Origin of the sequence: Vibrio sp. J383, from assembly GCF_023503985.1 — a bacterium.
Classification (GTDB): domain Bacteria; phylum Pseudomonadota; class Gammaproteobacteria; order Enterobacterales; family Vibrionaceae; genus Vibrio; species Vibrio splendidus.
On record NZ_CP097293.1, the window covers coordinates 3,374,424 to 3,400,329 of the forward strand.

Below are 25,906 nucleotides of genomic sequence, written 5' to 3' on the forward strand. Positions count from 1 at the left end.
AATTGGTATCCAGGACTCACTATTATGTCTTGGAATCATTGTCGAACGTCACGGCTTTGATTAAGCTTACCGTTCACTTAACCGCCATTGTGTGCGTTATTTTCCCATATCCAGACCTCGATGTAATTAAAGAACATGACCAGATATGGCTTAAGAGCCCGTGTAATTACCTTAACTCTAGCTCCAACCTTGATTATTGGGTTGCTATTGAGTGCATTTTTCTCATTTAACCGCTATCAAGACCTTGAGGGCCAAGTAGTTAATACTGGTACTAGCATCATTGAACCGCTGGCAATTGCTAGTGAGTCAGGCATGAAGCTCGAAAGTCGAGAGTCTGTTCGTCAGCTTATTAGCTATGCGCATCGAAAAAACTCTAAGCTAGTGCGCAGTATCGCGGTGTTTGATGAACGTCATGAGTTGTTTGTAACCTCAAACTTCCACCCTGATTTTGAAAGCCTGACCTATCCGAAAGATAAACCCATCCCGCATTTAAGCTCATCGAACCTGCTCGATAATACGCTGATTCTTCGGACACCTATCATCGCTGAAGGTCAATACATCAACTCAGCCAACGGGCAGTCTCAAGCCAACCAAGCGATCGGCTATATTGCGATAGAGTTAGACTTGTCGTCACTTCGATTGCAGCAGTATCAAGAAGTGTTCTCTGCCTTCTTGGTGTTGATTTTGGGGCTGGGACTTTCTGGTGTATTTGCTTTTCGCTTGATGCATGACGTCACCCAACCGATCACACACATGAAAAACATGGTCGACCGAATTCGTCGTGGTCATCTCGATGTGCGTATCGAAGGCAAAATGCACGGTGAGCTAGACTCACTGAAAAACGGTATCAACGCGATGGCGGTATCGCTATCAGAATATCACGTCGAGATGCAGCACAGTATCGACCAGGCTACGTCTGATCTGCGTGAAACCCTAGAGCAATTAGAGATTCAAAACGTTGAGTTAGACATTGCGAAAAAACGCGCTCAAGAAGCGGCACGTGTTAAATCTGAGTTCTTGGCTAACATGTCTCACGAATTGAGAACACCGCTTAACGGTGTGATTGGCTTTACTCGTCAAATGCTTAAAACCCATCTATCGACCAGTCAAACAGATTACTTGCAAACCATTGAACGTTCAGCAAATAACCTACTCAGCATCATCAACGACATTCTTGATTTCTCGAAACTGGAAGCCGGTAAATTAGCGCTCGAGAACATCCCATTCGAGTTCCAAGCGAGCCTTGAAGAGGTTGTGAACCTTCAAGCGACCAACGCCCATGAGAAAGGCCTAGAGTTAACACTTAAGATAGACCCGAAAGTGCCACCGGGCGTTGTTGGTGACCCGCTGCGTATTCAGCAGATCCTAACCAACCTCGTGGGTAACTCAATCAAGTTTACTGAACGTGGCAACATTGATATCAGTGTTGAACTTCGTTCACAAAGCGAAGACAGCATCGAGTTGCAATTCATGGTTCGCGATACAGGTATTGGTATCTCTGAGCGTCAACAAGCTCAGCTATTCCAAGCCTTCAGCCAAGCCGACGCAAGCATCTCTCGTCGTTATGGCGGTACGGGGCTAGGTCTGGTTATCACCCAAAAACTGGTCAGCCAAATGGGCGGTGAGATCAGCCTAACCAGTCGCCTACACCAAGGTTCAACCTTCTGGTTTACTTTGAGACTATCAACGACTGATATGCCGATGACTGAGCTGATTGAGACTCAGTGTCTGCAAGACAAGCAGCTGCTGCTTATCGAGCCAAACATGCAAGCGGCGTCGATTACTCAGCAAATCTTAACCCAAGAAGGCTTGGTGGTAACGTATCGTTCGGTGATGCCTGACGAGTCGACCTCGTATGACTACGTTCTACTCAACCTAGCCGCGAACCAAGAGTATCAATTTGATACCGTGAGTGGTTGGGCGATTGGCGCGAAGAAAATCGCTCAGAACGTAATTATTGGTACGCCAAGTACCGAGCTTGCATTAGGTGAGCAACTGATGAAAGAGGTTGATGTCCAATGCATCACCAAGCCTCTCTCTCGTAAGAAACTTCTACAAACTCTGATCTCTAATCAAGCACCCACTTTGATTGCACCAGCGATTGAAACGCACTCGGAAGAGAAGCTGCCGCTTACTGTATTGGCGGTCGACGACAACCCAGCAAACCTTAAATTGATCACCGCGCTACTAAAAGAGCGTGTAGAGACGGTCATCAGTTGCACCAGCGGACAGAAGGCCATAGACAAGGCGAAGGAGACCCCATTTGATATCATCTTCATGGATATCCAAATGCCACAAATGGATGGTGTGACGGCCTGTAAGAATATAAAGGAGCTAGCGAATAATGCGAATACCCCCGTCATTGCCGTCACAGCACACGCGATGGTTGGCGAACGGGACCGTCTACTTGAAGCCGGCATGGATGACTACCTAACCAAACCGATTGAAGAGCACGTGTTACAGCAGGTTCTGATTCATTGGAGCCCTACCTCTGAGGTTGAGCACATTGAAAAAATAGACCCAGCCCACCCAGCAGTCTCTGCGGAAGTAGACAATAGCTCAGTTTCAGATTCTGAGGCTAACGTGCATAAGAATATCATCATTGATTGGCAAGCAGCTATGAAGCAAGCTGCCAACAAAGAAGACCTCGCACGCGATATGCTGCAAATGCTAGTCGACTTCATTCCTGAGGTTTATGAAGCCGCAGAGAAAGCGATAGAAGACAGTGACTACCCCGTTGAAGCGCTGACACACATCATCCACAAGATGCATGGCAGCAGCTCATACAGCGGTGTACCAAGACTGAAGTCGGTGTGTGCGACGATAGAGAAAGAGCTGCGTTCCGGCACTTCCGTTGAAGATATTGAACCTGAACTTTTTGAACTTCAGGATGAATTAGATAAGGTTCAAGCAACCGCGATTCATTATTTGAAACCAGCCAAGACCTAGCGAACATTTCTTACTCACAAATATTCGTTAAACGGTTTACCAGCCAATACAAAAGCAGAGCTCATGAGCTCTGCTTTTTTCTGTCTAGAACCTAGAGCACCAGATATAATACCAATCACAGTAAGTAAGTGATCAAAAATAGCGTAGGAAAAAAGCTTGAGAACAAGGCAGGATTTTTCGATAAGTAGTTATTCTACAATCAAAAATTCTAACGAAGTTATCGAGTTTTTTAACAAGCTAGGGTGAACAGTTATTTACTACGATTGGTATAAAGTAACGGTAATCTATTTACGACTCGAGTAGTACCGTCGCCACCGCATAATGGCGCTCATCTGAGATAGTCAGATGAATCGACTTTGTACCACTCGCTTCTGCGATTTCACGCGCCTTTTTATGTAGGCTTAGAACTGGCTTGCCATGCTCATCGTTTGAAATCTCGAAATCGTGAAAGGTCACACCAAGCGCGATACCCGTGCCCAACGCCTTAGATGCCGCTTCTTTTGCAGCAAAGCGTTTTGCAAGATAACGTCCTTTTTGCTTCAGTTGCTGAAATACTTCAAACTCAGAGTCGGTCAAAATACGCTGAGCAAAAGCGTCGCCACTTCGTGACAGCGCCTTTTCAACACGTTCGATTTCTGCGATATCTGTACCTAATCCAACAACAGCCATGTTTACCCTACTACCAAACTTCTATCTATTAACTTTATCGATTCTACTGATTAACCACTTAACGCTTACTACTAAACTAATGACGAGTTAAAGAACTAAGCGTTGTTGCGTGCTGTTTCCATCACGGCTTTCATGTCTGCAACGGCTTTATTCAAACCATCAAAGACTGCGCGTCCCATGATCGAGTGACCGATGTTCAACTCGTAGATCTCAGGAAGTGCCGCAATCGACGCTACGTTGTGATAAGTCAGACCATGACCCGCATTCACTGTGATACCCAAATCATCTGCGTAGCTTGCGCCTGCAGCAATCTTTTTAAGCTCATCTTGCTGATCTTCTTCTGTTTTCGCATCAGCGTAATGACCAGTATGAAGCTCAATGAACGGTGCGCCACACGCTTTTGCTGCATCAATTTGCTCACGATCTGCATCGATAAACAGAGATACTTTGATACCCGCAGCCGACAGTTTTTCCGTCGCTGCTTTGATCTTTTCAAGTTGACCAACCACGTCCAAGCCGCCTTCCGTCGTCAGCTCTTCACGCTTCTCTGGAACCAGACAAACAAACTCAGGATTAGTATCGAGTGCAATTTGAACCATCTCGTCCGTCACTGCCATCTCTAAGTTCATGCGAGTCTGGATTGTCTCAGCAAGAATACGTACATCGCGATCAACAATATGACGGCGATCCTCGCGCAGGTGAATGGTAATGCCGTCAGCACCCGCACGTTCAGCAATTTCAGCTGCGTGTACTGGATCTGGGTATTTAGTACCACGTGCATTACGTAGTGTAGCAATATGGTCGATATTAACGCCTAAAAGGATTGAGCTCATTTTCCAATACTCCGTGCTCTAGAGAGGGCTATTGTTGGCATAAATAGCTCTCTACTTTTTAATGGTTTGCCGCCAAGATACGGCTTTAAGGCTATGCGTGTAAAGCGTTTTGCTGCTTTTAACTGCTCTTTAGTGATAAACCTACGTTCACTAATTGCGATAAGTTCATCGCCCATAAATGTCAGGTTATCTCGACGTACAGAAGCGATGAAACCTTTCTGCTCTCGATAGCGATAAGTCATGCTTGGATCGATCGCTTCACCAGTACCAGCACAATGCAAAAAGTCGACGCCATACCCCATAGCAGAAAGTAGAGCCAATTCAAAACGACGTAGCGCTGGCTCAGGGTTCTCATTATGAGCGAGTTCTGTTAAAGCATGAAGATAGTCGTGAAAAAATGCGGGCATGGCTACTTCGGCCATCAACACACGGCCAACTAGCTCATTGACATACATAGCGGAATACAGATTAATACCGGCAAGAGGAAGCCCCAAGCTGATGGGTTCAGCTTGGCGTAACGTTTTCATTGAACCATTGCCAGACCACTTAAGCAGTAGCGGCGTAAAAGGTTGCAATGCACCTTTCAAATTAGAACGCTTACTCCGCGCACCTTTAGACATCAACGTCACCCGACCGTACTCTTCACTGAAGACGTCCAGAATTAGGCTCGACTCACTGTATGGTCGACGGTGCAACACAAAGCATCGCTGTAACCCTTCGCTCAATCACTTACCCTTCTTACAGATACAAAAAGAGAGAGTTCGCACTCTCTCTTGAAATTATATTCAGTTCAACTTTCTTACTTCTTAATTCTTACTATCAGAAAGTGACGTTCAATATATTATAGATCGTCGATGTAGCCTAACGAGCGAAGTGCACGCTCATCATCAGCCCAACCAGACTTAACTTTAACCCAAGTCTCTAGGTAAACCTTACGACCGAACAGTTCTTCCATGTCGATACGAGCTTCACGACCAATCGTTTTGATCTTCTCGCCCGCTTTACCAATCACCATCTTCTTCTGACCAGTACGTTCAACGAGAATCAAAGCATTGATGTGGAAGCCATCGTTATCAGGGTTGTAATCGAAACGCTCGATTTCAACCGTTACTGAGTAAGGTAGCTCTTCGCCTGTGAATCGCATCAGTTTTTCACGGATGATTTCAGAGGCCATAAAGCGCTGTGAACGATCCGTTACGTACTCTTCAGGGAAGTGATGCGTCGCTTTAGGTAAAGAGTTACGAACGTGCTTACGCAGTACATCGATATTCTTACCTTGCTTCGCCGAGATTGGTACAACATCAAGGAAGTCCATCTTCTTAGACACTTCCATCATGTGCTGCATCACGTCGGTACGGTCTTGAACGTTGTCTACCTTGTTAATACAAAGGACGACTGGGAAATCTGTTTTTCTCAGCTTATTCAGTACCATTTCATCGTCGTCAGTCCAGTGAGTACCGTCAACAAGGAAAAATACTAGGTTCACATCGCTCAGTGAGCTGTTCGCCGCACGGTTCATCAAACGGTTGATTGCACGCTTTTCTTCGATATGAAGTCCAGGAGTATCAACGTAGATCGCTTGGTAATCACCTTCAGTTTCTACGCCCATGATACGGTGCCGTGTCGTCTGAGGTTTACGTGATGTGATCGAGATTTTCTGGCCCAAAATATGGTTCAGAAGCGTCGATTTACCTACGTTTGGTCGACCCACGATAGCGATGAAGCCACAGTGTTGGTTTTCCGGTAGGCCCGTTTTTTTGCTATCAGATGAAAAGAATGCATCGATATCGAAATCTTGATTGTTATCAGACATTGCTTAGTTGCTCTAATGCTGTTTCAGCAGCCGCTTGTTCTGCCTTGCGGCGGCTAGTGCCTTTACCGATAACAGGTTTATCCACACCTGCCACTTCACACTCAACCGTAAACTCTTGGTTGTGTGCTTCACCTTTAATATTAGTCACTGTGTAGACAGGTAGGGGATTTCTTCGACCTTGTAAAAACTCTTGTAAGCGAGTTTTCGGATCTTTTTGAGATACACCAGGCTGAATAGACTCTAGGCGAGATTGGTACCAGCTTAAAATAATACGGCGAACAACCTCGGTATCACTATCTAAATAGACAGCGCCGATGATCGCTTCAACCGCATCCGCTAGAATAGAATCACGACGGAAACCGCCACTCTTCAACTCACCTGGACCTAATTTTAAGTAATCTCCTAGTTCGAATTCACGACCTAGTTCTGCCAATGTATGACCACGTACTAATGTTGCGCGCATGCGGCTCATATCACCTTCGTTTACCTTAGGGAAACGGTGGTAAAGATCATCAGCGATAACAAAACTTAAAATTGAATCGCCCAGAAACTCAAGACGTTCGTTGTGTTTACCTGCGGCGCTACGGTGAGTCAGCGCCAGATGGATAAGATCGGCATCATTAAACTGATAGCCAATCTTTCTCTCTAGTTTATCAATTGGAGAATTCATGCTCTCTCGATGTGTTATGTGATCGATTAGTGAATCCCACCGATGCGATTAAAACGCACACCAGTAGGAATCCATGTTGGAAGTACACTGTCTGAACCGCGTTCGAATTCGAAGCTGATCCAAATAGCAACGGCCTTACCAACAAGGTTTGCTTCAGGGACAAAGCCCCAGTAACGGCTATCAGCACTGTTGTCACGGTTATCACCCATCACAAAGTATTGGCCTTCTGGAACGATCCACTCGTTAACACCATTGCGGGGTTGATATGCTTGCACACGATCACGACGTAATGGGTTAACTAAGATTTGGTGTTCCACATCACCCAGCTGTTCATTCAGCTGAATCAGAGGCACACCATCTTGAATAAATTGGCTTTCTTCAACGTGACTTAACTTCACTGGTTTACAGCTACTGCCACCCTTCGCTTGAATGCAGACTTCTTTATTGCTGCTGTAGCGAATGGTATCACCCGGCATACCAACAACACGCTTAATGTAGTCGATATTCGGCTGAGGTGGGTATTTGAATACGATTGAATCACCACGTTCTGGTTTGCCCGTTTCGACCAGTTGAGTGCGCCATACCGGGTCTTTTAGACCGTATGCGTACTTCTCTACTAAGATGAAATCACCAACCAATAGTGTTGGCATCATCGAACCAGATGGGATTTGAAACGGTTCATAAATAAATGAACGCAAAACCAAAACAAATGCAATTACAGGGAAAATGGACACACTGTTCTCAACCCACCAAGGCTGAGCCGTAACTTTTGCGCTGGTTGCAGCGTCTAGGCCATTCGATTGTGCTTCAACGTCAGCCAGTTTTTGTTGGCGTTTCTTCGCCCACACAAACTTTTCCAACGCCCATACAATGCCGGTCACTAGAGTTACGATCACTAAAATAAGCGAAAATGTATTAGCCATTGATATCCCTTAAATTTCATTTCTTTAAAAATAACGAAAGTGAAAGAATAGCGAGCTACTCTTCCACTTTCAATTATTCGTTTAATGCTGGATAAAGTTAGTCTTTACCAACATGAAGAATCGCTAAGAATGCTTCTTGAGGCAGTTCAACGTTACCGATCTGCTTCATACGCTTCTTACCTTCTTTTTGTTTCTTAAGAAGTTTCTTCTTACGACTGATATCACCACCGTAACATTTTGCGATTACGTTCTTACGCAGTTGTTTCACTGTAGAACGAGCAATGATGTGGTTACCAATCGCTGCTTGAATCGCGATATCAAACATTTGACGAGGGATGAATTCTTTCATCTTCTCAACCAGTAGACGACCGCGAGACTGTGCAATGTCTTTGTGCGTAATGATTGCTAGTGCATCAACCGTTTCGCCATTAAGCAATACGTCTACACGAACCATGTTCGACATTTCAAAACGTTGGAAGTTGTAATCCAGTGACGCATAGCCACGAGATGTTGATTTCAAACGGTCGAAGAAATCTAGAACCACTTCAGCCATTGGCAAGTCGTACGTCACAGCAACTTGCTTACCGTGATAAACCATATCCACTTGAACACCACGTTTTTCTACACATAAGGTAATTACGTTACCTAAGTAGTCTGACGGTACAAGGATATTACAACGAGCGATAGGCTCACGAATCTCTTCTACATCATTAGTCGCAGGCAGTTTAGCCGGGCTATCAACGTAAAGAATGCTGCCATCCGTTTTTACAACTTCGTACACTACGGTTGGTGCCGTTGTGATTAGGTCTAGGTCGTATTCACGCTCTAAACGCTCTTGGATGATCTCCATGTGAAGCATTCCTAAGAAGCCACAACGGAAACCAAAGCCAAGTGCTGCTGAACTTTCTGGTTCGTAGAACAGTGATGCATCGTTCAGGCTTAATTTGCCTAGTGCGTCACGGAAGTTTTCGTAGTCATCAGACGATACAGGGAATAAACCTGCGTATACCTGAGGCTTCACTTTTTGGAAACCAGGTAGACGTTCTGTGCTACCGCCTTTTGCAAGCGTCAACGTATCACCAACAGGTGCGCCAAGGATGTCTTTAATACCACAAACAACCCAACCAACTTCGCCAGTATTTAGCTCTGTTGTGTCGATTTGCTTAGGTGTGAAGATACCTAGACGGTCAACACCCCAAACTTGGTCTGTCGACATTACTTTAATCTTGTCGTTCTTCTTCAGCTTACCGTTCTTGATACGAACCAAAGAAACAACGCCTAAATAGTTATCGAACCAAGAGTCAATGATCAACGCTTGTAGTGGCGCGTCTGGATCACCTTCCGGTGGTGGGATAGCTGTTACGATGTTTTCAAGAACGTCATCAACACCGATACCGGTTTTTGCAGAGCAACGCGTCGCTTCCATCGCATCGATACCAACGATCTCTTCGATTTCTTCAGCAACACGCTCAGGTTCAGCAGCAGGTAAGTCAATCTTGTTCAAGATTGGCACTACTTCCAGTTCCATTTCGATCGCGGTGTAACAGTTTGCTAGAGTTTGTGCTTCAACACCTTGACCAGCATCCACAACCAATAGCGCGCCTTCACAAGCGGCTAGAGAACGAGATACTTCGTAAGAGAAATCTACGTGTCCTGGAGTGTCGATAAAGTTAAGTTGGTAAGTTTCACCATCTTTCGCTTTGTAATCTAAAGTCACACTCTGCGCTTTAATTGTAATACCACGCTCGCGTTCTATATCCATAGAATCGAGGACTTGAGCTGCCATCTCACGTTCACTTAACCCTCCACAAACTTGGATTAAGCGGTCAGAAAGGGTCGACTTACCGTGGTCGATGTGGGCGATAATCGAAAAATTACGAATGTGCTTCATAGGCTTGGTGTGACTAAACTCTTTGAATAGGGATAATAAGAAAGCCGCGACACGTCCAATCTACAGTCAGCATTGGTGGCGGCATTTCAATCAAGTTGGCAGATTCTACCCAATTTAAGGGCAAGAAGCATCATAAATTAGACGAGAGGCTCGCCTAGGATTCGAATCAAGACGACTTCTTGCTTGGATTTGTCTTCCATAGGTTTGGCTAACAGCTTCGCTAAGGCAATGCCACCAGCAGTAAACAGAGCAGCACTTAAGATAACAGTGCCCTCGCCCCCTTGGAGTAAGGGTTGCAACAAGAGTTGTCCAAAACCAGCACCAATCATCAACATGAAAAGTGGAATGAGGTAAACAATCGCCGCAGACTGAAGTAGGCTTTTTTCTGGAAAGCCAATTTCTACGATTTGTCCGGCTTTAACTAAGCTTTTGGTTTTTAGCTGCCAAAACAAAGACTTATTGCCGACAGCTTTAGTGACAATACCCGTTCCGCAGCTTTTTTGAGATGAGCAACTGCTGCAACTGGTTTGTTGTTCGCAGCTCAGTTGAACAAAGTATTGTTGACCGCTTTGTTCAACCGAGCTAACGGTTGCCAGCGCCGTCATCATTGCGCTGGTACCGGTTTATTGAACGTAACTGATTGCGCAATACGTTTGGCCGTTGCTGGCGGAATATCACCCACCACAGAGATCTCTTTGTCACCAATAACTAAGCTGTGTAAGGTTCTGCGTCCTTGGCGTACCAACTGCCCTTTCAATGAATGTTCGTCTTTATCGGCGATATAAACTGAAAAGCTAAACAACCCATCACTGAAAAGTTGGCTTTCAACCATTTTATCGGTCGCAGCCATTGGATAACGACTAAGCTCTTTTGACTTAAATCCTTCAGGAATCCAAGAAGCTTGCCAGTTAGTTTCACTCACTAAGCCTTCCGGCAGTGATAAGACTTTCGGCAGTTGAGCGCTATTCAAGCCCCCCATTGCCTCAGCAATCTTATCGTTCACCACAAAGGAGATAGTACGGTACTGTTCAAGCACTTCGCCATCACGATCCAACAGGTCGGCACGTAAAGGAAGACTCGTTTTTTCATCTACCCAAACGACGTAAGAGTAACGAAGGCCATCTTTCGGTACCACGCGCAATACTTGCGTAGTACTTCCAGCTTCACGAGCACGGCCAACTTTAACGAAATCGTAATAGTCGTTGAGCGCGTCAATATCTCGATTAATCATCGGAATAACAGGTGCAACCATACTGCCAGATTGAATGGTAAACGGTTCTGTGCCCGGTTCAATATAACTGACTTCATCACCACGTCGAATAACTTCACGGATAGGCCCGCTCAAGTAAACAAGGTGTGCGAGTTGTTGGTCGTCGTTAACCGCATGGCGATAAACAAGAGGTTCAATACTGCTCTTCTTGATCAAAATGTAGGAGAGTTCGTAATTTAGATGCTGACTGGCCTCGTTCATTTGATGTAACAACGCCTTTGCAGTGGGTTCCTCTGCAAAGGCTGTTGGAGACATCAAGCTGAACAGTGTCAGTGCACTGACCAGGATTTTCTTCATTCAATGTCCGATTCTAGATGTGCATCTTGCATTGGCGATGCATCACTGTTTAATCTTAGCTGCAGCTCATAATCTTCTAGCATTGCATGAACGCGTTTACGCTGCTCTTGCAAGTTAGCTTCAGATGCTGGCTTCTCAACAGAGTCACGCGTTAAACTTACTGGTTCCGCAGAACCCGCAAATGGAATCGTCTGGAGTACAGGCAACTGCTCTGGCGCAGCAGGGTCGCTGCCACCATATTGTTGAACACCTAATACAACGACGAGTGAGACACACGCTGCCACGGCAACTTGTCCAAACTGTTGTAACCACGCCGGAAGCTGACGCTTCGCTTGCTGAGGTTTAGGCTGCTCTTCAATTGGAGCAACAGTTGGTTCAACACGCACTTGATGCAGGTTCGGCATTACACTATGTGCAGGCTCATTATCAAGCGCTGCCGCAACACTGTTAGCAATGTTCCACTCTGGAGTTTCTGGCGCATCCCCACGCATAATATCACCAATTAGATGGTAACTCTGCCAGGTATCCATGCTTTCTTGATCAGATTCGAGATCTACAATGAGAGCTTTATCGATCGTTTCACCATCCATGAGTGCCGAAAGCTTTTCTTTATCAGCCATTATTTTCACCATAATTATTACAAGTTCTAGCGTTGCAAAAGAGGCTTAATTTTCTTTTCCACCGCTTCACGAGCTCGGAAAATACGCGAACGTACGGTTCCTACAGGGCAATCCATTACTTCTGCAATCTCTTCGTAGCTCAAACCTTCGAGCTCACGCAACGTCATTGCAGTTTTTAAGTCTTCTGGTAGCGCTTCAATCGCTCCAAAAACAACTTGTTTCAATTCGTTTGACAGCGTTAAGTTCTCAGGGTTCGATATTTCTTTTAACGCGCTGCCTGTTTCGTAATATTCTGCATCTTCTGCATCTACATCTGTTGCTGGCGGCCTACGGCTCTGGGCAACGATATGATTTTTAGCGGTGTTCACGGCAATTCGGTACAACCATGTATAGAAGGCACTCTCGCCACGAAAGTTAGGTATCGCGCGGTAAGCTTTAATAAAAGCTTCTTGTGCTACATCAGGTACATCACCGGAATTATTCACGTATCGAGAGATAAGATTACAAACTTTATTTTGGTACTTAACCACTAGTAAGTTAAAAGCCTGCTTATCTCCACTCTGAACTCGCTCAATCAACACTTGATCGGTTAGCTGCTCGTTCATTCGAGCGGGTACTCCTATTGTTATAACCCTTACCTTCACAGATATGGGTACTAATTATGCGAAATGTAGTATTGACACCACCGTCTACAAGAGCACTATTGTGACTAAGCCAAATACCGAAAGTTCCAACTTTCTTAAAATTATTTGCCATTATTGTTTCACAATGTGATGTAATAAAAATAGCTATCCCTATCAATTTGGGGAAACTTGAGCAAAAGCAATGGTATTGAGCAATTAAATATTTCTAGATAGCTGTCTGTACATTGATTTTGTGTAGCGTTTTAGGATGACTTTGGAGAGATTATAACAGTCTTAGCCAAACTCCTAAAACAAGACAACGTCAATTGAGAGTGGACAACTCGACTATAGCCCGGGATTTAATAAGTTTTATGAACGCAAACCGTGAACATCAGTGTGATGTATTAGTGGTAGGAAGTGGTGCGGCAGGCTTGTCATTAGCCTTACGTGTAGCAGAACATGCAAAAGTAATTGTATTAAGCAAAGGACCACGCAGCGAAGGATCGACGTATTACGCACAAGGTGGTATCGCCGCGGTGTTCGATGAGTCGGACAGTATTGAGTCTCATGTAGAAGATACTCAAATTGCTGGGGCTGGGTTATGCGAAGAAGATACAGTTCAATTCATTGCTGAAAATGCTAAAGAGTGTGTGCAATGGCTGATTGATGGTGGTGTTCCATTTGATAAAGATGAGAACAGCACGGAAGGCCAACCAAAATATCACCTCACTCGTGAGGGTGGCCACAGCCACCGCCGAATTCTGCACGCTGCCGATGCAACTGGCATGGCAATGCAAACCTCACTGCAAGATAACGTCAACAATCACCCCAACATCGAGATCTTCGAGCGCCACAATGCGCTAGATTTGATCACAGAAGATAAGGTTGGTGGTTCGAAAGACAAAGTTATCGGTGCCTACATTTGGAACCGTAACCAAGAACACGTTGAAACCGTGCGCGCTAAATTTGTTGTATTAGCTACAGGCGGCGCTTCAAAGGTTTACCAATACACCTCTAACCCAGATGTATCTTCAGGTGATGGTATTGCTATCGCTTGGCGTGCGGGTTGTCGAGTAGCAAACCTTGAGTTCAACCAGTTCCACCCAACTTGCTTGTTCCACCCAGAAGCGCGTAACTTCTTGCTAACGGAAGCACTGCGTGGTGAAGGTGCCTACCTGCGTCGTCCAGACGGTTCTCGCTTCATGAAGGACTTCGACGAGCGTGGTGAACTGGCTCCGCGAGATGTGGTTGCTCGTGCGATTGACTTCGAAATGAAGCGCCTAGGTGCTGACTGCATGTATGTTGATATCAGCCACAAGCCTGAAGAATTCATCACAACGCATTTCCCAATGATCCATACTCGTTTGATGGATTTAGGGATTGATATGACCAAAGAGCCGATCCCTATCGTACCGGCTGCGCACTATACCTGCGGTGGTGTGATGGTGAATAAACAAGGTCAAACCGACTTAACTAACTTATATGCGATTGGTGAAGTGAGTTACACCGGCTTACACGGTGCGAACCGCATGGCGTCAAATTCACTGCTTGAATGTGTTGTGTATGCTTGGGCAGCAGCAAAAGATATCGTTGAAAACATCGACCAATCTCAACTGTGCGCTGAACTGCCTGCATGGGACGAAAGCCAAGTCACCAACAGTGATGAAGAAGTGATCATTCAGCACAACTGGCACGAGCTAAGACTGTTCATGTGGGATTACATGGGTATTGTTCGAACGGACAAACGTCTAGAACGTGCAATGCGCCGTATTCAGATGCTGCAGCAAGAAACTCATGAGTACTACAGCTACTTTAAGGTTTCGAACAACCTATTAGAACTGCGTAACTTGCTACAAGTGGCAGAGCTAATGGTGCGTTGTGCGATGCAACGTAAAGAGAGCCGCGGCTTACACTACACGTTGGATTACCCAGAACTTGCAAAAGACAGTGGCCCAACGATTCTTACGCCAGAGAGAAACCAGTCGTAATCATTATTTGAAAGCTATTAGCTAATCAACTAAACGCAATCAAACGAAAAGGAGCCTAGCGCTCCTTTTTCTTTTATCTCGCGTTCTCATTTGCCTCGTGCGATCGTTGTAAGTTCGCCAGAAAGTGGCGATATTCACGCTCACGACAACTATCACGCCAAAGCATTACCGAATGCCCACATTCGAATTTTAGTTTGACGAAAAACTGTGCCCAGATCTTATCAACGGACTTAAGTGTGTAGGATTGGTCATTGAGTCGAATCTCGCCATCTTCTTTATAATCAAAACATCCATGTGCTGTATTCAAGATTACATGATTGGCTTTAAACAAACTGAACATTAGAGCTAAACAATAGAGGGCAACAACGAGCGGGATAGAAGAAAAGACAATGAAAAACAAAAGGCACCCAGAAACAGTGCCTTTTGCAAATAATGCGGAAACTGAAGGTTTAAGCTGAAGCTTAACGAACCTTGCTGAGGTTATGCGCGACAATTTTATCAACCATTGAAGCATGGCCTAGATTTTCACTGCGCCCATGTCCCATAACCCAAGTAAACAAATCTGGGTCATCACACTCAAGTAGAGAAACAAACTCACGCTGTTCCTGCTCTTGCAATGAATCAAAACACTCTTCAAAAAATGGCATGATGACTACATCAAGTTCTAACATGCCACGACGGCAACCCCATTTAATTCGTGCTTTCTGCTCTGCAGTGTACATTGGCTATCCTCACCTATAATTTTTCTTTCTCGGAGTGTAACAAGTCATACGCTCTGCAACTACTATGTGAGTCACAGTCCCTATCTAAGCTCACAAAAAAACCTAGGCTGACAAAGAAACAGAACCGGATTAACATAGAGCCAAATAAAATTCTTAGGAAAGATAAAATGGATTGGAAAAACACATTTCAGCCGCTCGCTCATACGCAAAATGAATCGCTTCCAGAACTGATGATCACACACGTGTCAGACTGGAGCGCAATCACCATGATAGGCGATGACAAAAAGTCGTACCTACAAGGTCAAGTAACGTGCGATGTCGTCACTCTTCCTAATGATGATTCTACATTAGGCGCGCATTGTGATGCGAAAGGAAAGGTTTGGAGTATCTTTCGTTTGTTCCACCACAATGGTGGCTACGCACTTATGCAGCCTAAATCGGCAATTGAAGTCGAGTTAGTTGAAATCAAGAAATACGCCGTGTTCTCTAAAATTGATATCGAGCAGACGTCTGACGTTGTTATCGGAATCATGGGTACTTCAGCGAACCAATACGTTGATTCGATTGCAGAGGGTCAAGGTAAAGTGCGTACTATCTCTGGTGGTACAGCCGTTCAAGTCTCAGACAACCGTTGGGCTCTACTTGTTACTCAAGAAGCAGCAGAAGCCTTGGTATCAAGCAGCTCAGCTGAAAAAGTATCAGAAGCGCTTTGGCAGTATCATGAAATTCTTGATGCTCAGCCTAACCTATCAAAAGCAGAGCAAAACGAGCACATCCCTCAAGCTCTTAACCTACAAGCGATTGGCGGCATCAGCTTTTCAAAGGGCTGCTACACAGGTCAAGAAACGGTTGCTCGTGCCAAGTACCGTGGCATGAACAAGCGTGAGATGCGCATTGTTTCTGGAACAACTTCAGATGTACTCTCTCTAGAGAATACGATTGAACTTGAACGTAGCGTGGGTGAGAACTGGCGTGGTGCAGGCCGACTATTAAACGTCTATCAATTTGCTAATAACCAAGCGATTGGTTTGATGGTACTGCCAAACAACCTTGATGACGATGTTCAGCTTCGACTGACCGCGCAGCCTGATCAAACATGGAATATCCTGCCACTGCCTTACAGCCTTGACGACGAGTAACCACGTGGAAACACTGATTACACAATGGCTGGATCAACAGCAGGTGAACTATCGCCTGCTGATGCAAAGTAAACCAACCACCAGCATCGAAGAGACAGCTCAAGAGCGAGGCATCGACGCCTCTCAAATGGTGAAGTGTATCCTGCTCAAGGATATGGGCAACCAATATGCGTTGGCCTGTACTGCTGGAGATCGCTCTGTCGACCCCAAGAAAGTACGCTCGGTACTGAATTGCCGTCGAATGACCTGTGTATCACTCGCTGATGTTGAAACGATCACAGGCTTTAAGGCTGGATGTGTTGGCCCTCTTGCTCTAAAGAGATACATGCCGATCATTTTTGATCCTTCAATTCAAAAAAACTCGACGGTTACTATTAGCTCGGGTGATCGAATGGCTGGTATTGCGCTGGATCCCAATGATCTTATGACCCTTTGCGCACCAATAGTTGCTGACATCAGTCGATGACCTTTTCGATCGAGTCATCGTTCGCAAACTTAAGTACAAATTTTCATTGAATACATTTTTAGTGTGAAGTTCGTCATAAGAAGAACATACCAATAATAAATAGTTACTCAAAATAAAAGCATAAGTAGTCACAAGGGCGAATTTACGTTATTGTAAATTTACTGACTCGCTTTTAAGCAAATCAGTACAAGTGAATCCACTGAGTAACATCAGTATCCACTTTTGTGTAATGCATCTGTGACTATTCGCCCGTTTTAGACGGGCTTTTTTTTGTCAAAAATTTACAATTTGATTACACAAACAAAAAAATCCCGCCTATTCTTATACTTGTAACATTATCACTGCTTAATACCGAACAGGAAAGTTCACAGCAGTTCACTACTCAGTATTATTTTGGGGAGGAGCTCACGTAAAAATCGATATTTACTGAAGAAAGTGCTTAGAACAGCACAAATATCTAATTCACGTCAACTCTACTGCATATTACTCCATGCTTATCACAATTATTATCTCGGAGTTTTTCTATAATATGCAGGCTAGGTAAATATAAGGATAATTAAAATGAGACTGTTTAAGCGCTATACACCGAGTATGATTGCTAAACATGTAAGTCGACTTTTCAAAGGACGAATCTACATTTACGGCGTAGGCAAATTTGAGTTTGATAACGGTAAACTCGTGCTGCCAGACCGAGCAGAAAGGCGTCACTTTCAAACGGTAAAAGAAATAAATAGTGAAATCATGAAACTGCGCTGCGCATACGCATGACCTGATTCTCTACAGAATTAAAAACAAAAAGGGTTGGCATAATGCCAACCCTTTTTTCGTGTTCAGATTGAGTCAATGGCAATCAGCTCCAGCTGCTGACCATCAACAACGGCTCACCCGTGCGCGACTATTGATTTGCGATTGTTGATTCACGATTATTGGTGCGTAACTGGACGCTTGGCTAGATCAGGAAGATTGCCTGACAAACCCAGTGCTCGCTTCATGATCTCATCTTTCGCCCCCGGTAATTGGCCCGCGAGCTTCATACCGATGCCACGAATCAGCTTCTTGGCTGGGTTATCGCCTTCAAACAGATCTTTAAAGCCCTGCATTGAAGCAATCATCTTCGCCGCCTCAGCTTTTCTCCAGCGCTCGTAGCCACGAAGGTTACGCTTGGTACCAATGTCCTCGCCAGCAGCCCAAAGCGTTAACAGCTCTTGCGCTAAGCTTGCAGCATCTAATAGCCCTAAGTTGACCCCTTGCCCCGCTAACGGGTGAATCGTATGAGCTGCATCACCAACCAAAGCGACACGTTCTACAGCAAAGTCACGTGCATAGCGCATACGTAATGGGAAGGCAAAACGCTCACCAACCACTTCACATAACCCAAGTTTTGAGTCGAACTCAGCCGTTAGCTGCTTATTAAAATTAGCATCCGACATGGATACAAGCTTCTCAGCACGATTAGGCTCCGTAGACCAAACTATCGAGCTCATGTGGCTTGGCTGCATTGGTAGGAATGCCAATGGCCCTTGTGGTGTGAATATCTGACGAGCAACGCTGTGGTGTTGCTCTGTGGTCTTGATATTCGCGACAACCGCGCTGTGTCCGTAATCCCAATGTGTTAATGGGATATCTTGTTGTTTGCGAACCCAAGAGTTTGCGCCGTCCGCTCCAACAACCAACTTAGCTGTCAATGCTTGGCCATTATCTAGCGTTAGCCATGCTTCGCTTTCACCAATCGCCATCGTTTTGCACGTCGCGGGCATGTACAGGCTGACATTATCTTGCTTCTTCACCTGATCAAGCAGTGCGAGTTGAATCACACGGTTCTCAACAATATGACCGAGATTCGGCTGAGCCAAACGTGTCGAGTCAAACTCAATACGAGCAAAGCTATCTTGTTCCCACACCTCCATCGCTTGGTAAGGTGCAGCACGTCTTTGTTCAATGCCTTGCCATGCGCCTAAGTTACGAAGAATAACTTCACTAGAGCGGCTCAATGCCGACACACGCACATCAGGCAATTCGCTAAGCCCTTCACTGGGTGCCCTGCCTTCAATGACGGCAATTCTTAGGTCACTGTCTTTCAACGCAGCAGCAAGCGCTAGGCCAACCATGCCTCCACCAACAATCGCGATATCAACACTTTGCATCATTATTTTTCTACCTTATCTTTCTACTAGGCCAAGCGTATGACGCAAAAGTGGACCTTTAAGTGGTGGAAGGTTATCAATTACGGCTAACCCAAGATTACGCCCAATGCGAGCGGTCAAAAAATCGTTTGAGAATAAATGGACTAGGCTTGATGTCAGCGTAATCGTCGTGTCTCTATCTTGTTCTCTACGCTTTCTAAAGTTAACAAGACCATTGTAACGCCCAACATCATCGAGTTGGGTACACAACTCTTCCGCCAAGGAAGCCACATCACGGATGCCAAGATTAAAACCTTGTCCTGCAATTGGGTGAAGCGTTTGAGCGGCATTACCAATAATCGCAAATCGATGAGAGATATTTTGCTGACGATGACGAAGAATCAGTGGGTAACTGGCACGCTTGCCTACCTTCTCGAGTCTGCCAAGTCGCCAACCAAAGTCACTCTGCAACTGCTCAAGAAATTCGTTGTCGTTTAGCGTCACCACTTTTTGCGCTTGCTCCGGTGACAAACACCAAACCAGCGACAAACGGTTGTCACTCATCGGTAAGAGAGCGACTGGCCCATGATGAGTAAAACGCTCAAATGCTCGACCTTGATGAGGTTCGCTCGCCACGATATTGGCAATTACAGCAACTTGTTCAAAGTCATGCTCACTCAATGAGATATTGAGTTGCTGACAACAAGTTGAGATTGCACCGTCAGCAGCAACCAACAACTTAGTCGTGACGGTTTGCCCACTTGTAAGTTCAATCGTCGTTTGCAACTCTTCACGTTCGACTTTACTGACGGACTCAGGGCAAAGCATCGTAATTGCAGCTTCTGATTCAAGCTTCTGCTGATAGATTCGCCCCACATCCGCCAACTCGACCACATAGCCAAGCGCATCAACAGCAAGCTCTTCGCTGTAGATGTCCGTCATTCCGGCATGCCCTCTATCCGAAACATGGATATCTTTAATTGGGGTCGCTACCGGAGCGATAGATTGCCAAAGGTGCAAAGAATCGAGGATCTGCACAGTGCCATAAGACAAAGCAATCGAACGAGAATCAAAACCAGGGTGAGCTTGATGATCAACCTGATAAGGCTCTACTACCGCGATCGATAGTGAACCTTGACTGAGGTGATTCAGAGCAAGGGCTAAGGTCGCCCCTGCCATTGCACCACCAGCAATTACAACATCATACTGAGCCATTATAACCTCAAACCGACAAGCAGATTAATGAATGGTTGGAGCCGCATCTTCAGATGGGCGTGCACCGAATTCAGCATGAATGGTTAGTGCGCACGCTTTTACGTGTTCAATAACGTGCTCTAGAAGCTGCGCCTGCTCTTCCATATCATCTTCTTCATCAATACCCAGCTTTGCCATCTCTTCAAGATCAGCCAAAGCTTCTTTGGTACCGTCAGAGGCTTTATTCAATTGAGCGCCAACCAAGCCTAAGCCAGAAATGAAGTGGTTAATCCAATCAGACACACCGTCCGCAAGATCAAACAGGCTTGCGCTTGCGTCTTCGTCCGGCAACAACATAGACAGCTCCATGCCTGAACCTGTGATTTCGCTGGTCGTTACTTTTAGCGTTGCTTCCGCAAGCGTTAATGCGCGATCTGGCCAGCCCATACCTTCATTGGTGTAATCAAAGATCAGTGGTTGCCAGCTTTTATCTGCCAGGTTTAAGCCTCCGCTCAACATACCCGTTAATAAACCATGCATCTCAGCAGGGTTTACGGCTAGGCTTGCCGATTGAAGTTCAGTCGCAACCGTTAGGTAGTCAGGTAAAGTAGTTTCGCTCATCAGATAGCTCGCTCAGTTATTCTTTATATCGATAGTATAATCGTACCACTTCACCCCAATTCTGATAAGCATCGATCCTGAGCAATTGAAGAATGACTGACTACCAATTGTTCAATTTGCTGAATTACTGTGTGCTCAAGCTCTCATTTACAAACAGTCACTCTGAAAAGCTTGAATCTTAATAGCGGTTTACCTATAGTTTCTCCCTCAGAGGAGATTGCTTCCTCATCGGTACTTGCACTTTTTCTTTGTAAAAATATGATAAAGGGCAACAGCCTTAAATAGTGCGTTAAAGAGTTCATCCATCATGAGTAATCAAGCGGTAGACGTTGAAATATTAGGAAAACTGACTCGAGTGAATTGTCCCCCAGGGCAAGAAGAGTCATTGATTGCAGCGGCGGCCGATCTTGATAATCGATTGAAAGAGATGGCTGAACGTACTAAGGTAACCAATGAAGTGAAGCTGCTAACGATCGCAGCTCTGAACATTTGCTATGAATTACAAACCAAGAAGTTTGAAGCAAATGATGAACAAAACGCACTGACCGAGCGAATGGAACAGCTCACGACATCACTTTCAGATGTCCTCAGTAAAGTTAAGCACGGACAGCAATAGCGTACACAAAATTTACCCTGGAGTGTTTGTCAGAGGATTCACGTCCCCGAGCCGATAAGCAATCCCTAAGGGTTAGTACTTGAGTGCTATTGAGCATGCTCGGTCCGCCGAGAAGCCTACGGTAATCATTGCTGATCCGCCTTGAACTCGCTGGTTCAAGGGCCATCTATTCTCAACGGCACTTTGGGGTATCCCTTCTTATGAAGACGCTCACACGCAGCGAATTTCGCAAACAGATCCGTATCAAACGCAATGCCTTATCTGGCGACCAACAAACTCAATCCGGTATAGACTTAGTTAAGCAGTGCTCTCAGCTTGATGAGATTCAGTCAGCTCAACATATCGCCCTCTATATTTCCATTGATGGCGAACTCGATACCCAGCCTTTAATTGAATGGTTATGGGCGCAAGGCAAGCAAACTTATTTACCAGTATTACACCCCTTCTCTGCCGGACATCTGCTGTTTCTACATTACTCTCCAACCACATTCACTGTTTTGAATAAGTACGGCATTGTCGAACCTCAGCTCAATCAGATGCTGGTTAAACCTTGTCAGCAACTCGATCTCATTCTGACTCCCCTTGTAGGCTTTGACTCTCAAGGGCATCGCTTAGGCATGGGCGGCGGATATTACGATCGTACCTTGGCTCGATGGTTTGAGACTGGCGAAGGCGCAACGCCAATTGGTTTGGCGCATGATTGCCAACATGTCGATCGCTTACCTATTGAAGATTGGGACATTCCGTTACCTAAAATCGTGACTCCGAGTAAAACTTGGCAATGGGAAAACAGCCATTAAAGCGCTATAATCGCGCCGCAAACGTTAACCCAATATCCAAACGTTAACTTTAATACGCGAACGATTAATTCACAGCGCAAGACCTTATTCAGGAGAATGGCATGACTCAAGATGAAATGAAAAAAGCAGCCGGCTGGGCAGCACTTCAATATGTTGAAGAAGGCAGCATTGTAGGTGTAGGTACTGGCTCTACAGTAAATCACTTCATCGACGCACTAGGCACAATGAAAGAAAAAATCAAAGGTGCGGTTTCAAGCTCTGTAGCCTCTACTGAAAAACTAGAAGCGCTAGAAATCAAAGTATTTGAGTGTAATGACGTATTCAAGTTAGACATCTATGTTGATGGCGCAGATGAGATCAACGCTTCACGCGACATGATCAAAGGCGGCGGTGCTGCTTTGACTCGTGAAAAAATCGTAGCGGCTATCTCTGATAAGTTTATTTGTATTGTTGACGGTACTAAAGCCGTTGATGTGTTGGGTAAATTTCCACTGCCTGTTGAAGTTATCCCAATGGCACGTTCATATGTTGCACGTGAACTAGTAAAGCTTGGTGGTGACCCAGTTTACCGCGAAGGTTGCACAACCGATAATGGCAACATGATCCTAGATGTATACGGCATGGCGATCGAAAACCCGAAACAATTAGAAGATATCATCAACGGTATCGCTGGTGTGGTTACGGTTGGTCTATTTGCTCACCGTGGTGCTGATGTGGTTATCACAGGCACACCTGAAGGTGCAAAAATTGAAGAATAAATAATAGAAGATTGAGTTTTTCTGTTACTTCATTACATACGGTGCCCAAGGGCGCCGTTTTTTTTTGCTTTTCGCCTGTAAAATTATGTCTTATTCCGTAATTTTCTTACCCAAAACATTTTTTTTTTGTTACTTTATTGTTCAGAAGACGCACAGGGAAAACGTTTGTCTCCTGACAAAATGGTGAATAAGTTCCTCTTTTAGCCGTTTTGTAGCACGTGCGCCGCATTTGCCCAACCTTTCCATTTTAAGGACGAGAACAATGGCCAAAGTTTCACTGGAAAAAGAAAAAATTAAAATTCTACTTCTAGAGGGTCTTCACCCTTCTTCTGTAGAAGTACTGCAAGCCGCTGGTTACACAAACATTGAATACCATAAAGGCTCACTACCTGAAGATGAACTTCTTGAAGCAGTGAAAGATGCTCATTTCATTGGTATCCGTTCTCGCACCAACATCTCCCAAGAAGTTATTGATGCAGCTGAAAAGTTAGTTGCAGTCGGTTGTTTCTGTATTGGTACTAACCAAGTTAACCTTCAAGCGGCAGCAAAACGCGGTATCCCTGTTTTCAATGCACCGTTCTCAAATACTCGAAGCGTTGCTGAGCTGGTTCTTGGTCAAGTTCTATTGCTACTACGCGGTATCCCAGAGAAGAATGCTCTTGCTCACCGTGGTATCTGGAAAAAGAGTGCTGACAACTCTTACGAGGCTCGTGGTAAGCGTTTAGGTATTATTGGCTACGGTCACATTGGTACTCAGCTGGGTATTATTGCTGAAAACCTGGGTATGCGAGTTTACTTTTACGATATCGAAAACAAGCTGTCTTTGGGTAACGCAACTCAAGTTCACACTATGACTGACTTGCTGAACAAGTGTGACGTGATCTCTTTGCACGTACCTGAAACCAATGAAACGAAGAACATGATGGGTAAAGAAGAGTTCGAGCGCATGAAGCCTGGTTCTATCTTTATCAATGCTGCACGTGGCACGGTAGTAGATATCCCAGCTCTGTGCGGCGCCCTAGATTCTGGTCACCTTTCAGGTGCAGCAATCGATGTATTCCCAACGGAACCAAAAACCAATGCTGACCCATTTGAGTCACCATTGATGCAGTTCGATAACGTGATCCTAACGCCTCACGTGGGTGGTTCAACTCAAGAAGCACAAGAGAACATCGGTGTTGAAGTAGCTGGTAAGCTTGCAAAATACTCTGATAATGGCTCAACGCTATCAAGTGTTAACTTCCCTGAAGTATCATTACCACTGCATACAGGTGCTTCTCGCCTGCTGCACATTCACGAAAACCGTCCGGGTATCCTAACTCAAATTAACACCATCTTCGCAGAGGAAGGGATTAACATTGCAGGTCAGTACTTACAAACTGCAGCAGATATGGGTTATGTGGTTATCGACGTGGAAGCGAATCGTTCAGAAGAAGCTCTGCTTAAACTGAAAGAGATCGAAGGCACAATTCGTGCTCGTCTACTTCACTAATCATCGAATTAGATCATAATGTCTCGTCCTAAAATACGTTGACGATTTTAGTAAGCCAGTAACGCAAGTTGCTGGCTTTTTTCATGCATCTTATTTGGCGTATTCATACCTAAGCTGAGATGCGGCCTCATTTCGTTGTACGTATATATCGACTCCTCAACAAGCGTTTTCAACTCACGAAGATCTTTGCACTGAGTAAGCAAGAATTCTTGCTTGAGGATACCATTGACACGCTCAGCTAACGCGTTTTGATAACAGTCATAACCATCCGTCATTGACGGTGTTATGCCATGCTTTTTAAGCTTCTCTTGATAAAGACTAGAACAATACTGAAGCCCTCTATCTGAGTGATGGATTGTCGCATGACGATAACATCGAGTTTTTACCGTCATATCTAGGGCCTTCACAACATCGCTCGCTTTCATTTCATTGCTGACTTCATAACCCATGATTTTACGACTGAAGGCATCGGTAACCAATGACAAGTAATGAACGCCCTCGTTCGATTGAACATAAGTGATGTCGCTCACCAGAACTTCTTCTGGTTTGGACGGAACGACTTCTTTTAGCAAGTTCGGATGTTTTTTCATCCAGTGCCTACTGTTCGTTGTTTTGGTGTAACTTCGTCTCGGCTTAACGAGTAAGCGCTCTTCTCTGAGGTAATTAAACAAAGCATCACGGCCAAGTTTTATTCCCTTAGCTATCAACTTCGGCTTCAGTAAGAAATAGAGCTTACGAGCTCCCAGCCGAGGCATGAACCGTCTTAGTTCAAGCACCATCTCTTTCACAGGAGCAAGCTCAGCCTGACGAGTGGTCTCACGCTTTTCTCTCTGATAGACACACTGACGAGATATATTGAGCAATGAGCAAGCTTTATTTAAGCTTACTTTTTTCTCTTTTTGAAGGCTTCTTGCTCCTTCGCTATATACTTTTTTCTTAGCGACATCCCGTGCTCAGCATCAAGAATATCAACAACCCTATTAAGAAGAAGGCATCTGAGACGTTCATCTTCGAGCTCTTGTTCAAGTCGTTTTATTTTTTGGGCAGGCGTTTCATTCGCTCTCGGTGATTTAGGCATCGTGCTCTTCCTTGGATTGGTAGTCCAATCCATTTTGCCATGCTTTCTTAACCAAGTAAGAACAGTCGAACGACCTTGTATGCCGTAAATTGATTGGGCTTGTTTATAGGTCATGTCGCCTTTTTCGATGGCGTCTACAACCTGCAATTTAAAGCCTAGTGTGTAATCACGCTGAGTGCGCTTAACGTAGTGTTTATTTGGAATGGTCATCATTAATCCTCAATGTGTAAACACATTTCAGGACGGGACATAAGTAAAAATAGAAAAGGCTCTCGTAATGAGAGCCTTTTTAGTATTTGGCCTACTGTAGGTAAATAGATTATGATGATCTAATCCCTCCCTGAGGTATGT

Annotated in this window: 26 protein-coding genes and 1 other RNA gene; 10 read left to right on the top strand and 17 right to left on the bottom strand. The window is 44.9% G+C overall.

The genetic code is table 11. The annotated features are described in order from the left end of the window. Positions 1-135: 135 nt before the first annotated feature. Positions 136-2,949 (top strand): two-component sensor histidine kinase BarA, encoded by a 2,814-nt coding sequence (barA, locus tag M4S28_RS15050; RefSeq protein WP_004735388.1) that lies wholly within the window; start codon positions 136-138, stop codon positions 2,947-2,949. A 288-nt stretch (positions 2,950-3,237) separates the two neighbouring features. Here the strand turns inward: barA and acpS are convergent, their stop codons facing one another. The 11 genes from acpS to rpoE all read right to left on the bottom strand — a co-directional run bounded on the left by acpS (position 3,238) and on the right by rpoE (position 12,540). After that, on the bottom strand, positions 3,238-3,618 hold the full coding sequence (gene acpS, locus M4S28_RS15055) for a holo-ACP synthase (RefSeq protein ID WP_017077798.1): 381 nt from the start codon (positions 3,616-3,618) through the stop codon (positions 3,238-3,240). A gap of 95 nt (positions 3,619-3,713) precedes the next feature. After that, the gene (gene pdxJ, locus M4S28_RS15060; protein WP_249632044.1) at positions 3,714-4,451 is read right to left on the bottom strand and encodes a pyridoxine 5'-phosphate synthase; all 738 of its coding nucleotides are present in this window, start codon (positions 4,449-4,451) and stop codon (positions 3,714-3,716) included. Next, a complete protein-coding gene (gene recO / locus M4S28_RS15065) occupies positions 4,448-5,176 on the bottom strand; it encodes a DNA repair protein RecO (protein ID WP_012604785.1) in 729 nt (242 codons plus the stop codon). The genes pdxJ and recO overlap by 4 nt, the downstream gene beginning before the upstream one ends. Before the next feature lie 116 nt (positions 5,177-5,292). After that, the gene (gene era / locus M4S28_RS15070; RefSeq protein ID WP_004735384.1) at positions 5,293-6,264 is read right to left on the bottom strand and encodes a GTPase Era; all 972 of its coding nucleotides are present in this window, start codon (positions 6,262-6,264) and stop codon (positions 5,293-5,295) included. Continuing rightward, the gene (gene rnc, locus M4S28_RS15075) at positions 6,257-6,934 is read right to left on the bottom strand and encodes a ribonuclease III (RefSeq protein WP_004735383.1); all 678 of its coding nucleotides are present in this window, start codon (positions 6,932-6,934) and stop codon (positions 6,257-6,259) included. Before rnc ends, era begins: the two co-directional genes overlap by 8 nt. Before the next feature lie 26 nt (positions 6,935-6,960). Continuing rightward, the gene (gene lepB / locus M4S28_RS15080) at positions 6,961-7,857 is read right to left on the bottom strand and encodes a signal peptidase I (RefSeq protein WP_004735382.1); all 897 of its coding nucleotides are present in this window, start codon (positions 7,855-7,857) and stop codon (positions 6,961-6,963) included. Between the two features lie 97 nt (positions 7,858-7,954). Then, on the bottom strand, positions 7,955-9,748 hold the full coding sequence (gene lepA, locus M4S28_RS15085; protein ID WP_017084320.1) for a translation elongation factor 4: 1,794 nt from the start codon (positions 9,746-9,748) through the stop codon (positions 7,955-7,957). Between the two features lie 137 nt (positions 9,749-9,885). Further along, entirely contained in the window at positions 9,886-10,356 is a 471-nt protein-coding gene (locus tag M4S28_RS15090; RefSeq protein ID WP_171330414.1) for a SoxR reducing system RseC family protein, read from the bottom strand. Beyond that, the gene (gene rseB, locus M4S28_RS15095; protein WP_114634014.1) at positions 10,353-11,315 is read right to left on the bottom strand and encodes a sigma-E factor regulatory protein RseB; all 963 of its coding nucleotides are present in this window, start codon (positions 11,313-11,315) and stop codon (positions 10,353-10,355) included. Before rseB ends, M4S28_RS15090 begins: the two co-directional genes overlap by 4 nt. Beyond that, the gene (locus M4S28_RS15100; RefSeq protein WP_249632045.1) at positions 11,312-11,935 is read right to left on the bottom strand and encodes a sigma-E factor negative regulatory protein; all 624 of its coding nucleotides are present in this window, start codon (positions 11,933-11,935) and stop codon (positions 11,312-11,314) included. The genes rseB and M4S28_RS15100 overlap by 4 nt, the downstream gene beginning before the upstream one ends. 26 nt (positions 11,936-11,961) lie before the next feature. Continuing rightward, positions 11,962-12,540, bottom strand: coding sequence for an RNA polymerase sigma factor RpoE (gene rpoE / locus M4S28_RS15105; RefSeq protein ID WP_004735377.1), 579 nt, complete (start codon positions 12,538-12,540; stop codon positions 11,962-11,964). A 389-nt stretch (positions 12,541-12,929) separates the two neighbouring features. Between rpoE and nadB the strand changes: the two genes are divergently transcribed. Further along, positions 12,930-14,546 carry an L-aspartate oxidase gene (gene nadB / locus M4S28_RS15110; RefSeq protein ID WP_017084322.1) on the top strand — a complete coding sequence of 539 codons (1,617 nt, stop codon included), beginning with the start codon at positions 12,930-12,932 and terminating at the stop codon, positions 14,544-14,546. A 73-nt stretch (positions 14,547-14,619) separates the two neighbouring features. On the opposite strand, the gene M4S28_RS26550 is transcribed toward nadB, so the two are convergent. Both M4S28_RS26550 and M4S28_RS15115 read right to left on the bottom strand, forming a co-directional pair. Further along, positions 14,620-15,060, bottom strand: a complete 441-nt coding sequence (locus M4S28_RS26550) for a protein YgfX (protein WP_339385615.1) — start codon at positions 15,058-15,060, stop codon at positions 14,620-14,622. Then, entirely contained in the window at positions 15,008-15,268 is a 261-nt protein-coding gene (locus M4S28_RS15115; RefSeq protein ID WP_004735374.1) for an FAD assembly factor SdhE, read from the bottom strand. Before M4S28_RS15115 ends, M4S28_RS26550 begins: the two co-directional genes overlap by 53 nt. Before the next feature lie 167 nt (positions 15,269-15,435). On the opposite strand from M4S28_RS15115, the gene ygfZ reads away from it, so the two are divergent. The 3 genes from ygfZ to M4S28_RS15130 all read left to right on the top strand — a co-directional run bounded on the left by ygfZ (position 15,436) and on the right by M4S28_RS15130 (position 17,641). Further along, positions 15,436-16,407 carry a tRNA-modifying protein YgfZ gene (gene ygfZ / locus M4S28_RS15120; RefSeq protein ID WP_171313215.1) on the top strand — a complete coding sequence of 324 codons (972 nt, stop codon included), beginning with the start codon at positions 15,436-15,438 and terminating at the stop codon, positions 16,405-16,407. Between the two features lie 4 nt (positions 16,408-16,411). Continuing rightward, positions 16,412-16,873: an aminoacyl-tRNA deacylase gene (locus tag M4S28_RS15125; RefSeq protein ID WP_171313227.1), complete on the top strand. Its 462-nt coding sequence runs from the start codon at positions 16,412-16,414 to the stop codon at positions 16,871-16,873. A 561-nt stretch (positions 16,874-17,434) separates the two neighbouring features. Further along, positions 17,435-17,641 (top strand): DUF1107 domain-containing protein, encoded by a 207-nt coding sequence (locus tag M4S28_RS15130; RefSeq protein WP_004735370.1) that lies wholly within the window; start codon positions 17,435-17,437, stop codon positions 17,639-17,641. Between the two features lie 155 nt (positions 17,642-17,796). Here the strand turns inward: M4S28_RS15130 and M4S28_RS15135 are convergent, their stop codons facing one another. From M4S28_RS15135 to M4S28_RS15145, 3 genes are read right to left on the bottom strand one after another with little or no spacing between them, the layout of a single operon-like run. Continuing rightward, the gene (locus M4S28_RS15135; protein WP_249632046.1) at positions 17,797-19,020 is read right to left on the bottom strand and encodes an FAD-dependent 2-octaprenylphenol hydroxylase; all 1,224 of its coding nucleotides are present in this window, start codon (positions 19,018-19,020) and stop codon (positions 17,797-17,799) included. A gap of 12 nt (positions 19,021-19,032) precedes the next feature. Then, positions 19,033-20,211: a 2-octaprenyl-6-methoxyphenyl hydroxylase gene (gene ubiH / locus M4S28_RS15140; protein ID WP_249632047.1), complete on the bottom strand. Its 1,179-nt coding sequence runs from the start codon at positions 20,209-20,211 to the stop codon at positions 19,033-19,035. 24 nt (positions 20,212-20,235) lie between these two features. Further along, a complete protein-coding gene (locus M4S28_RS15145; protein ID WP_017075399.1) occupies positions 20,236-20,811 on the bottom strand; it encodes a YecA/YgfB family protein in 576 nt (191 codons plus the stop codon). A 307-nt stretch (positions 20,812-21,118) separates the two neighbouring features. Between M4S28_RS15145 and zapA the strand changes: the two genes are divergently transcribed. The 5 genes from zapA (at position 21,119) to serA (ending at position 24,477) form a co-directional block, all read left to right on the top strand. After that, entirely contained in the window at positions 21,119-21,427 is a 309-nt protein-coding gene (gene zapA, locus M4S28_RS15150) for a cell division protein ZapA (RefSeq protein WP_004735366.1), read from the top strand. A gap of 11 nt (positions 21,428-21,438) precedes the next feature. After that, a non-coding RNA gene (ssrS, locus tag M4S28_RS15155) (6S RNA) lies at positions 21,439-21,621 on the top strand. Positions 21,622-21,627: 6 nt separating this feature from the next. Continuing rightward, positions 21,628-22,227, top strand: a complete 600-nt coding sequence (locus M4S28_RS15160; RefSeq protein WP_249632048.1) for a 5-formyltetrahydrofolate cyclo-ligase — start codon at positions 21,628-21,630, stop codon at positions 22,225-22,227. A gap of 101 nt (positions 22,228-22,328) precedes the next feature. Further along, complete coding sequence (gene rpiA, locus M4S28_RS15165) at positions 22,329-22,985, top strand: ribose-5-phosphate isomerase RpiA (protein ID WP_004735364.1); 657 nt, start codon at positions 22,329-22,331, stop codon at positions 22,983-22,985. Between the two features lie 262 nt (positions 22,986-23,247). Next, a complete protein-coding gene (serA, locus tag M4S28_RS15170; protein WP_017077788.1) occupies positions 23,248-24,477 on the top strand; it encodes a phosphoglycerate dehydrogenase in 1,230 nt (409 codons plus the stop codon). Between the two features lie 47 nt (positions 24,478-24,524). Here the strand turns inward: serA and M4S28_RS15175 are convergent. Then, positions 24,525-25,765, bottom strand: a protein-coding gene (locus M4S28_RS15175) for an IS3 family transposase (RefSeq protein WP_445329536.1) whose coding sequence is annotated in 2 segments (ribosomal slippage) — positions 24,525-25,393 and positions 25,393-25,765 — 1,242 coding nt in all. Because the reading frame shifts where the segments join, the coding sequence is not laid out codon by codon here. Positions 25,766-25,906 lie beyond the last annotated feature (141 nt).

Coding starts and splice junctions, on each gene's coding strand:
- acpS (WP_017077798.1), bottom strand. CDS start 3,618: ATGGCTGTTGTTGGATTAGGTACAGATATCGCAGAAATCGAACGTGTT.
- M4S28_RS26550 (WP_339385615.1), bottom strand. CDS start 15,060: ATGCTTCAATGGTTGATAAAATTGTCGCGCATAACCTCAGCAAGGTTC.
- serA (WP_017077788.1), top strand. CDS start 23,248: ATGGCCAAAGTTTCACTGGAAAAAGAAAAAATTAAAATTCTACTTCTA.
- M4S28_RS15135 (WP_249632046.1), bottom strand. CDS start 19,020: ATGATGCAAAGTGTTGATATCGCGATTGTTGGTGGAGGCATGGTTGGC.
- ubiH (WP_249632047.1), bottom strand. CDS start 20,211: ATGGCTCAGTATGATGTTGTAATTGCTGGTGGTGCAATGGCAGGGGCG.
- rpiA (WP_004735364.1), top strand. CDS start 22,329: ATGACTCAAGATGAAATGAAAAAAGCAGCCGGCTGGGCAGCACTTCAA.
- lepA (WP_017084320.1), bottom strand. CDS start 9,748: ATGAAGCACATTCGTAATTTTTCGATTATCGCCCACATCGACCACGGT.
- M4S28_RS15160 (WP_249632048.1), top strand. CDS start 21,628: ATGAAGACGCTCACACGCAGCGAATTTCGCAAACAGATCCGTATCAAA.
- pdxJ (WP_249632044.1), bottom strand. CDS start 4,451: ATGAGCTCAATCCTTTTAGGCGTTAATATCGACCATATTGCTACACTA.
- M4S28_RS15145 (WP_017075399.1), bottom strand. CDS start 20,811: ATGAGCGAAACTACTTTACCTGACTACCTAACGGTTGCGACTGAACTT.
- era (WP_004735384.1), bottom strand. CDS start 6,264: ATGTCTGATAACAATCAAGATTTCGATATCGATGCATTCTTTTCATCT.
- M4S28_RS15115 (WP_004735374.1), bottom strand. CDS start 15,268: ATGTACACTGCAGAGCAGAAAGCACGAATTAAATGGGGTTGCCGTCGT.
- zapA (WP_004735366.1), top strand. CDS start 21,119: ATGAGTAATCAAGCGGTAGACGTTGAAATATTAGGAAAACTGACTCGA.
- rnc (WP_004735383.1), bottom strand. CDS start 6,934: ATGAATTCTCCAATTGATAAACTAGAGAGAAAGATTGGCTATCAGTTT.
- barA (WP_004735388.1), top strand. CDS start 136: ATGACCAGATATGGCTTAAGAGCCCGTGTAATTACCTTAACTCTAGCT.
- rseB (WP_114634014.1), bottom strand. CDS start 11,315: ATGAAGAAAATCCTGGTCAGTGCACTGACACTGTTCAGCTTGATGTCT.
- ygfZ (WP_171313215.1), top strand. CDS start 15,436: ATGGATTGGAAAAACACATTTCAGCCGCTCGCTCATACGCAAAATGAA.
- lepB (WP_004735382.1), bottom strand. CDS start 7,857: ATGGCTAATACATTTTCGCTTATTTTAGTGATCGTAACTCTAGTGACC.
- M4S28_RS15100 (WP_249632045.1), bottom strand. CDS start 11,935: ATGGCTGATAAAGAAAAGCTTTCGGCACTCATGGATGGTGAAACGATC.
- rpoE (WP_004735377.1), bottom strand. CDS start 12,540: ATGAACGAGCAGCTAACCGATCAAGTGTTGATTGAGCGAGTTCAGAGT.
- M4S28_RS15090 (WP_171330414.1), bottom strand. CDS start 10,356: ATGATGACGGCGCTGGCAACCGTTAGCTCGGTTGAACAAAGCGGTCAA.
- M4S28_RS15130 (WP_004735370.1), top strand. CDS start 17,435: ATGAGACTGTTTAAGCGCTATACACCGAGTATGATTGCTAAACATGTA.
- nadB (WP_017084322.1), top strand. CDS start 12,930: ATGAACGCAAACCGTGAACATCAGTGTGATGTATTAGTGGTAGGAAGT.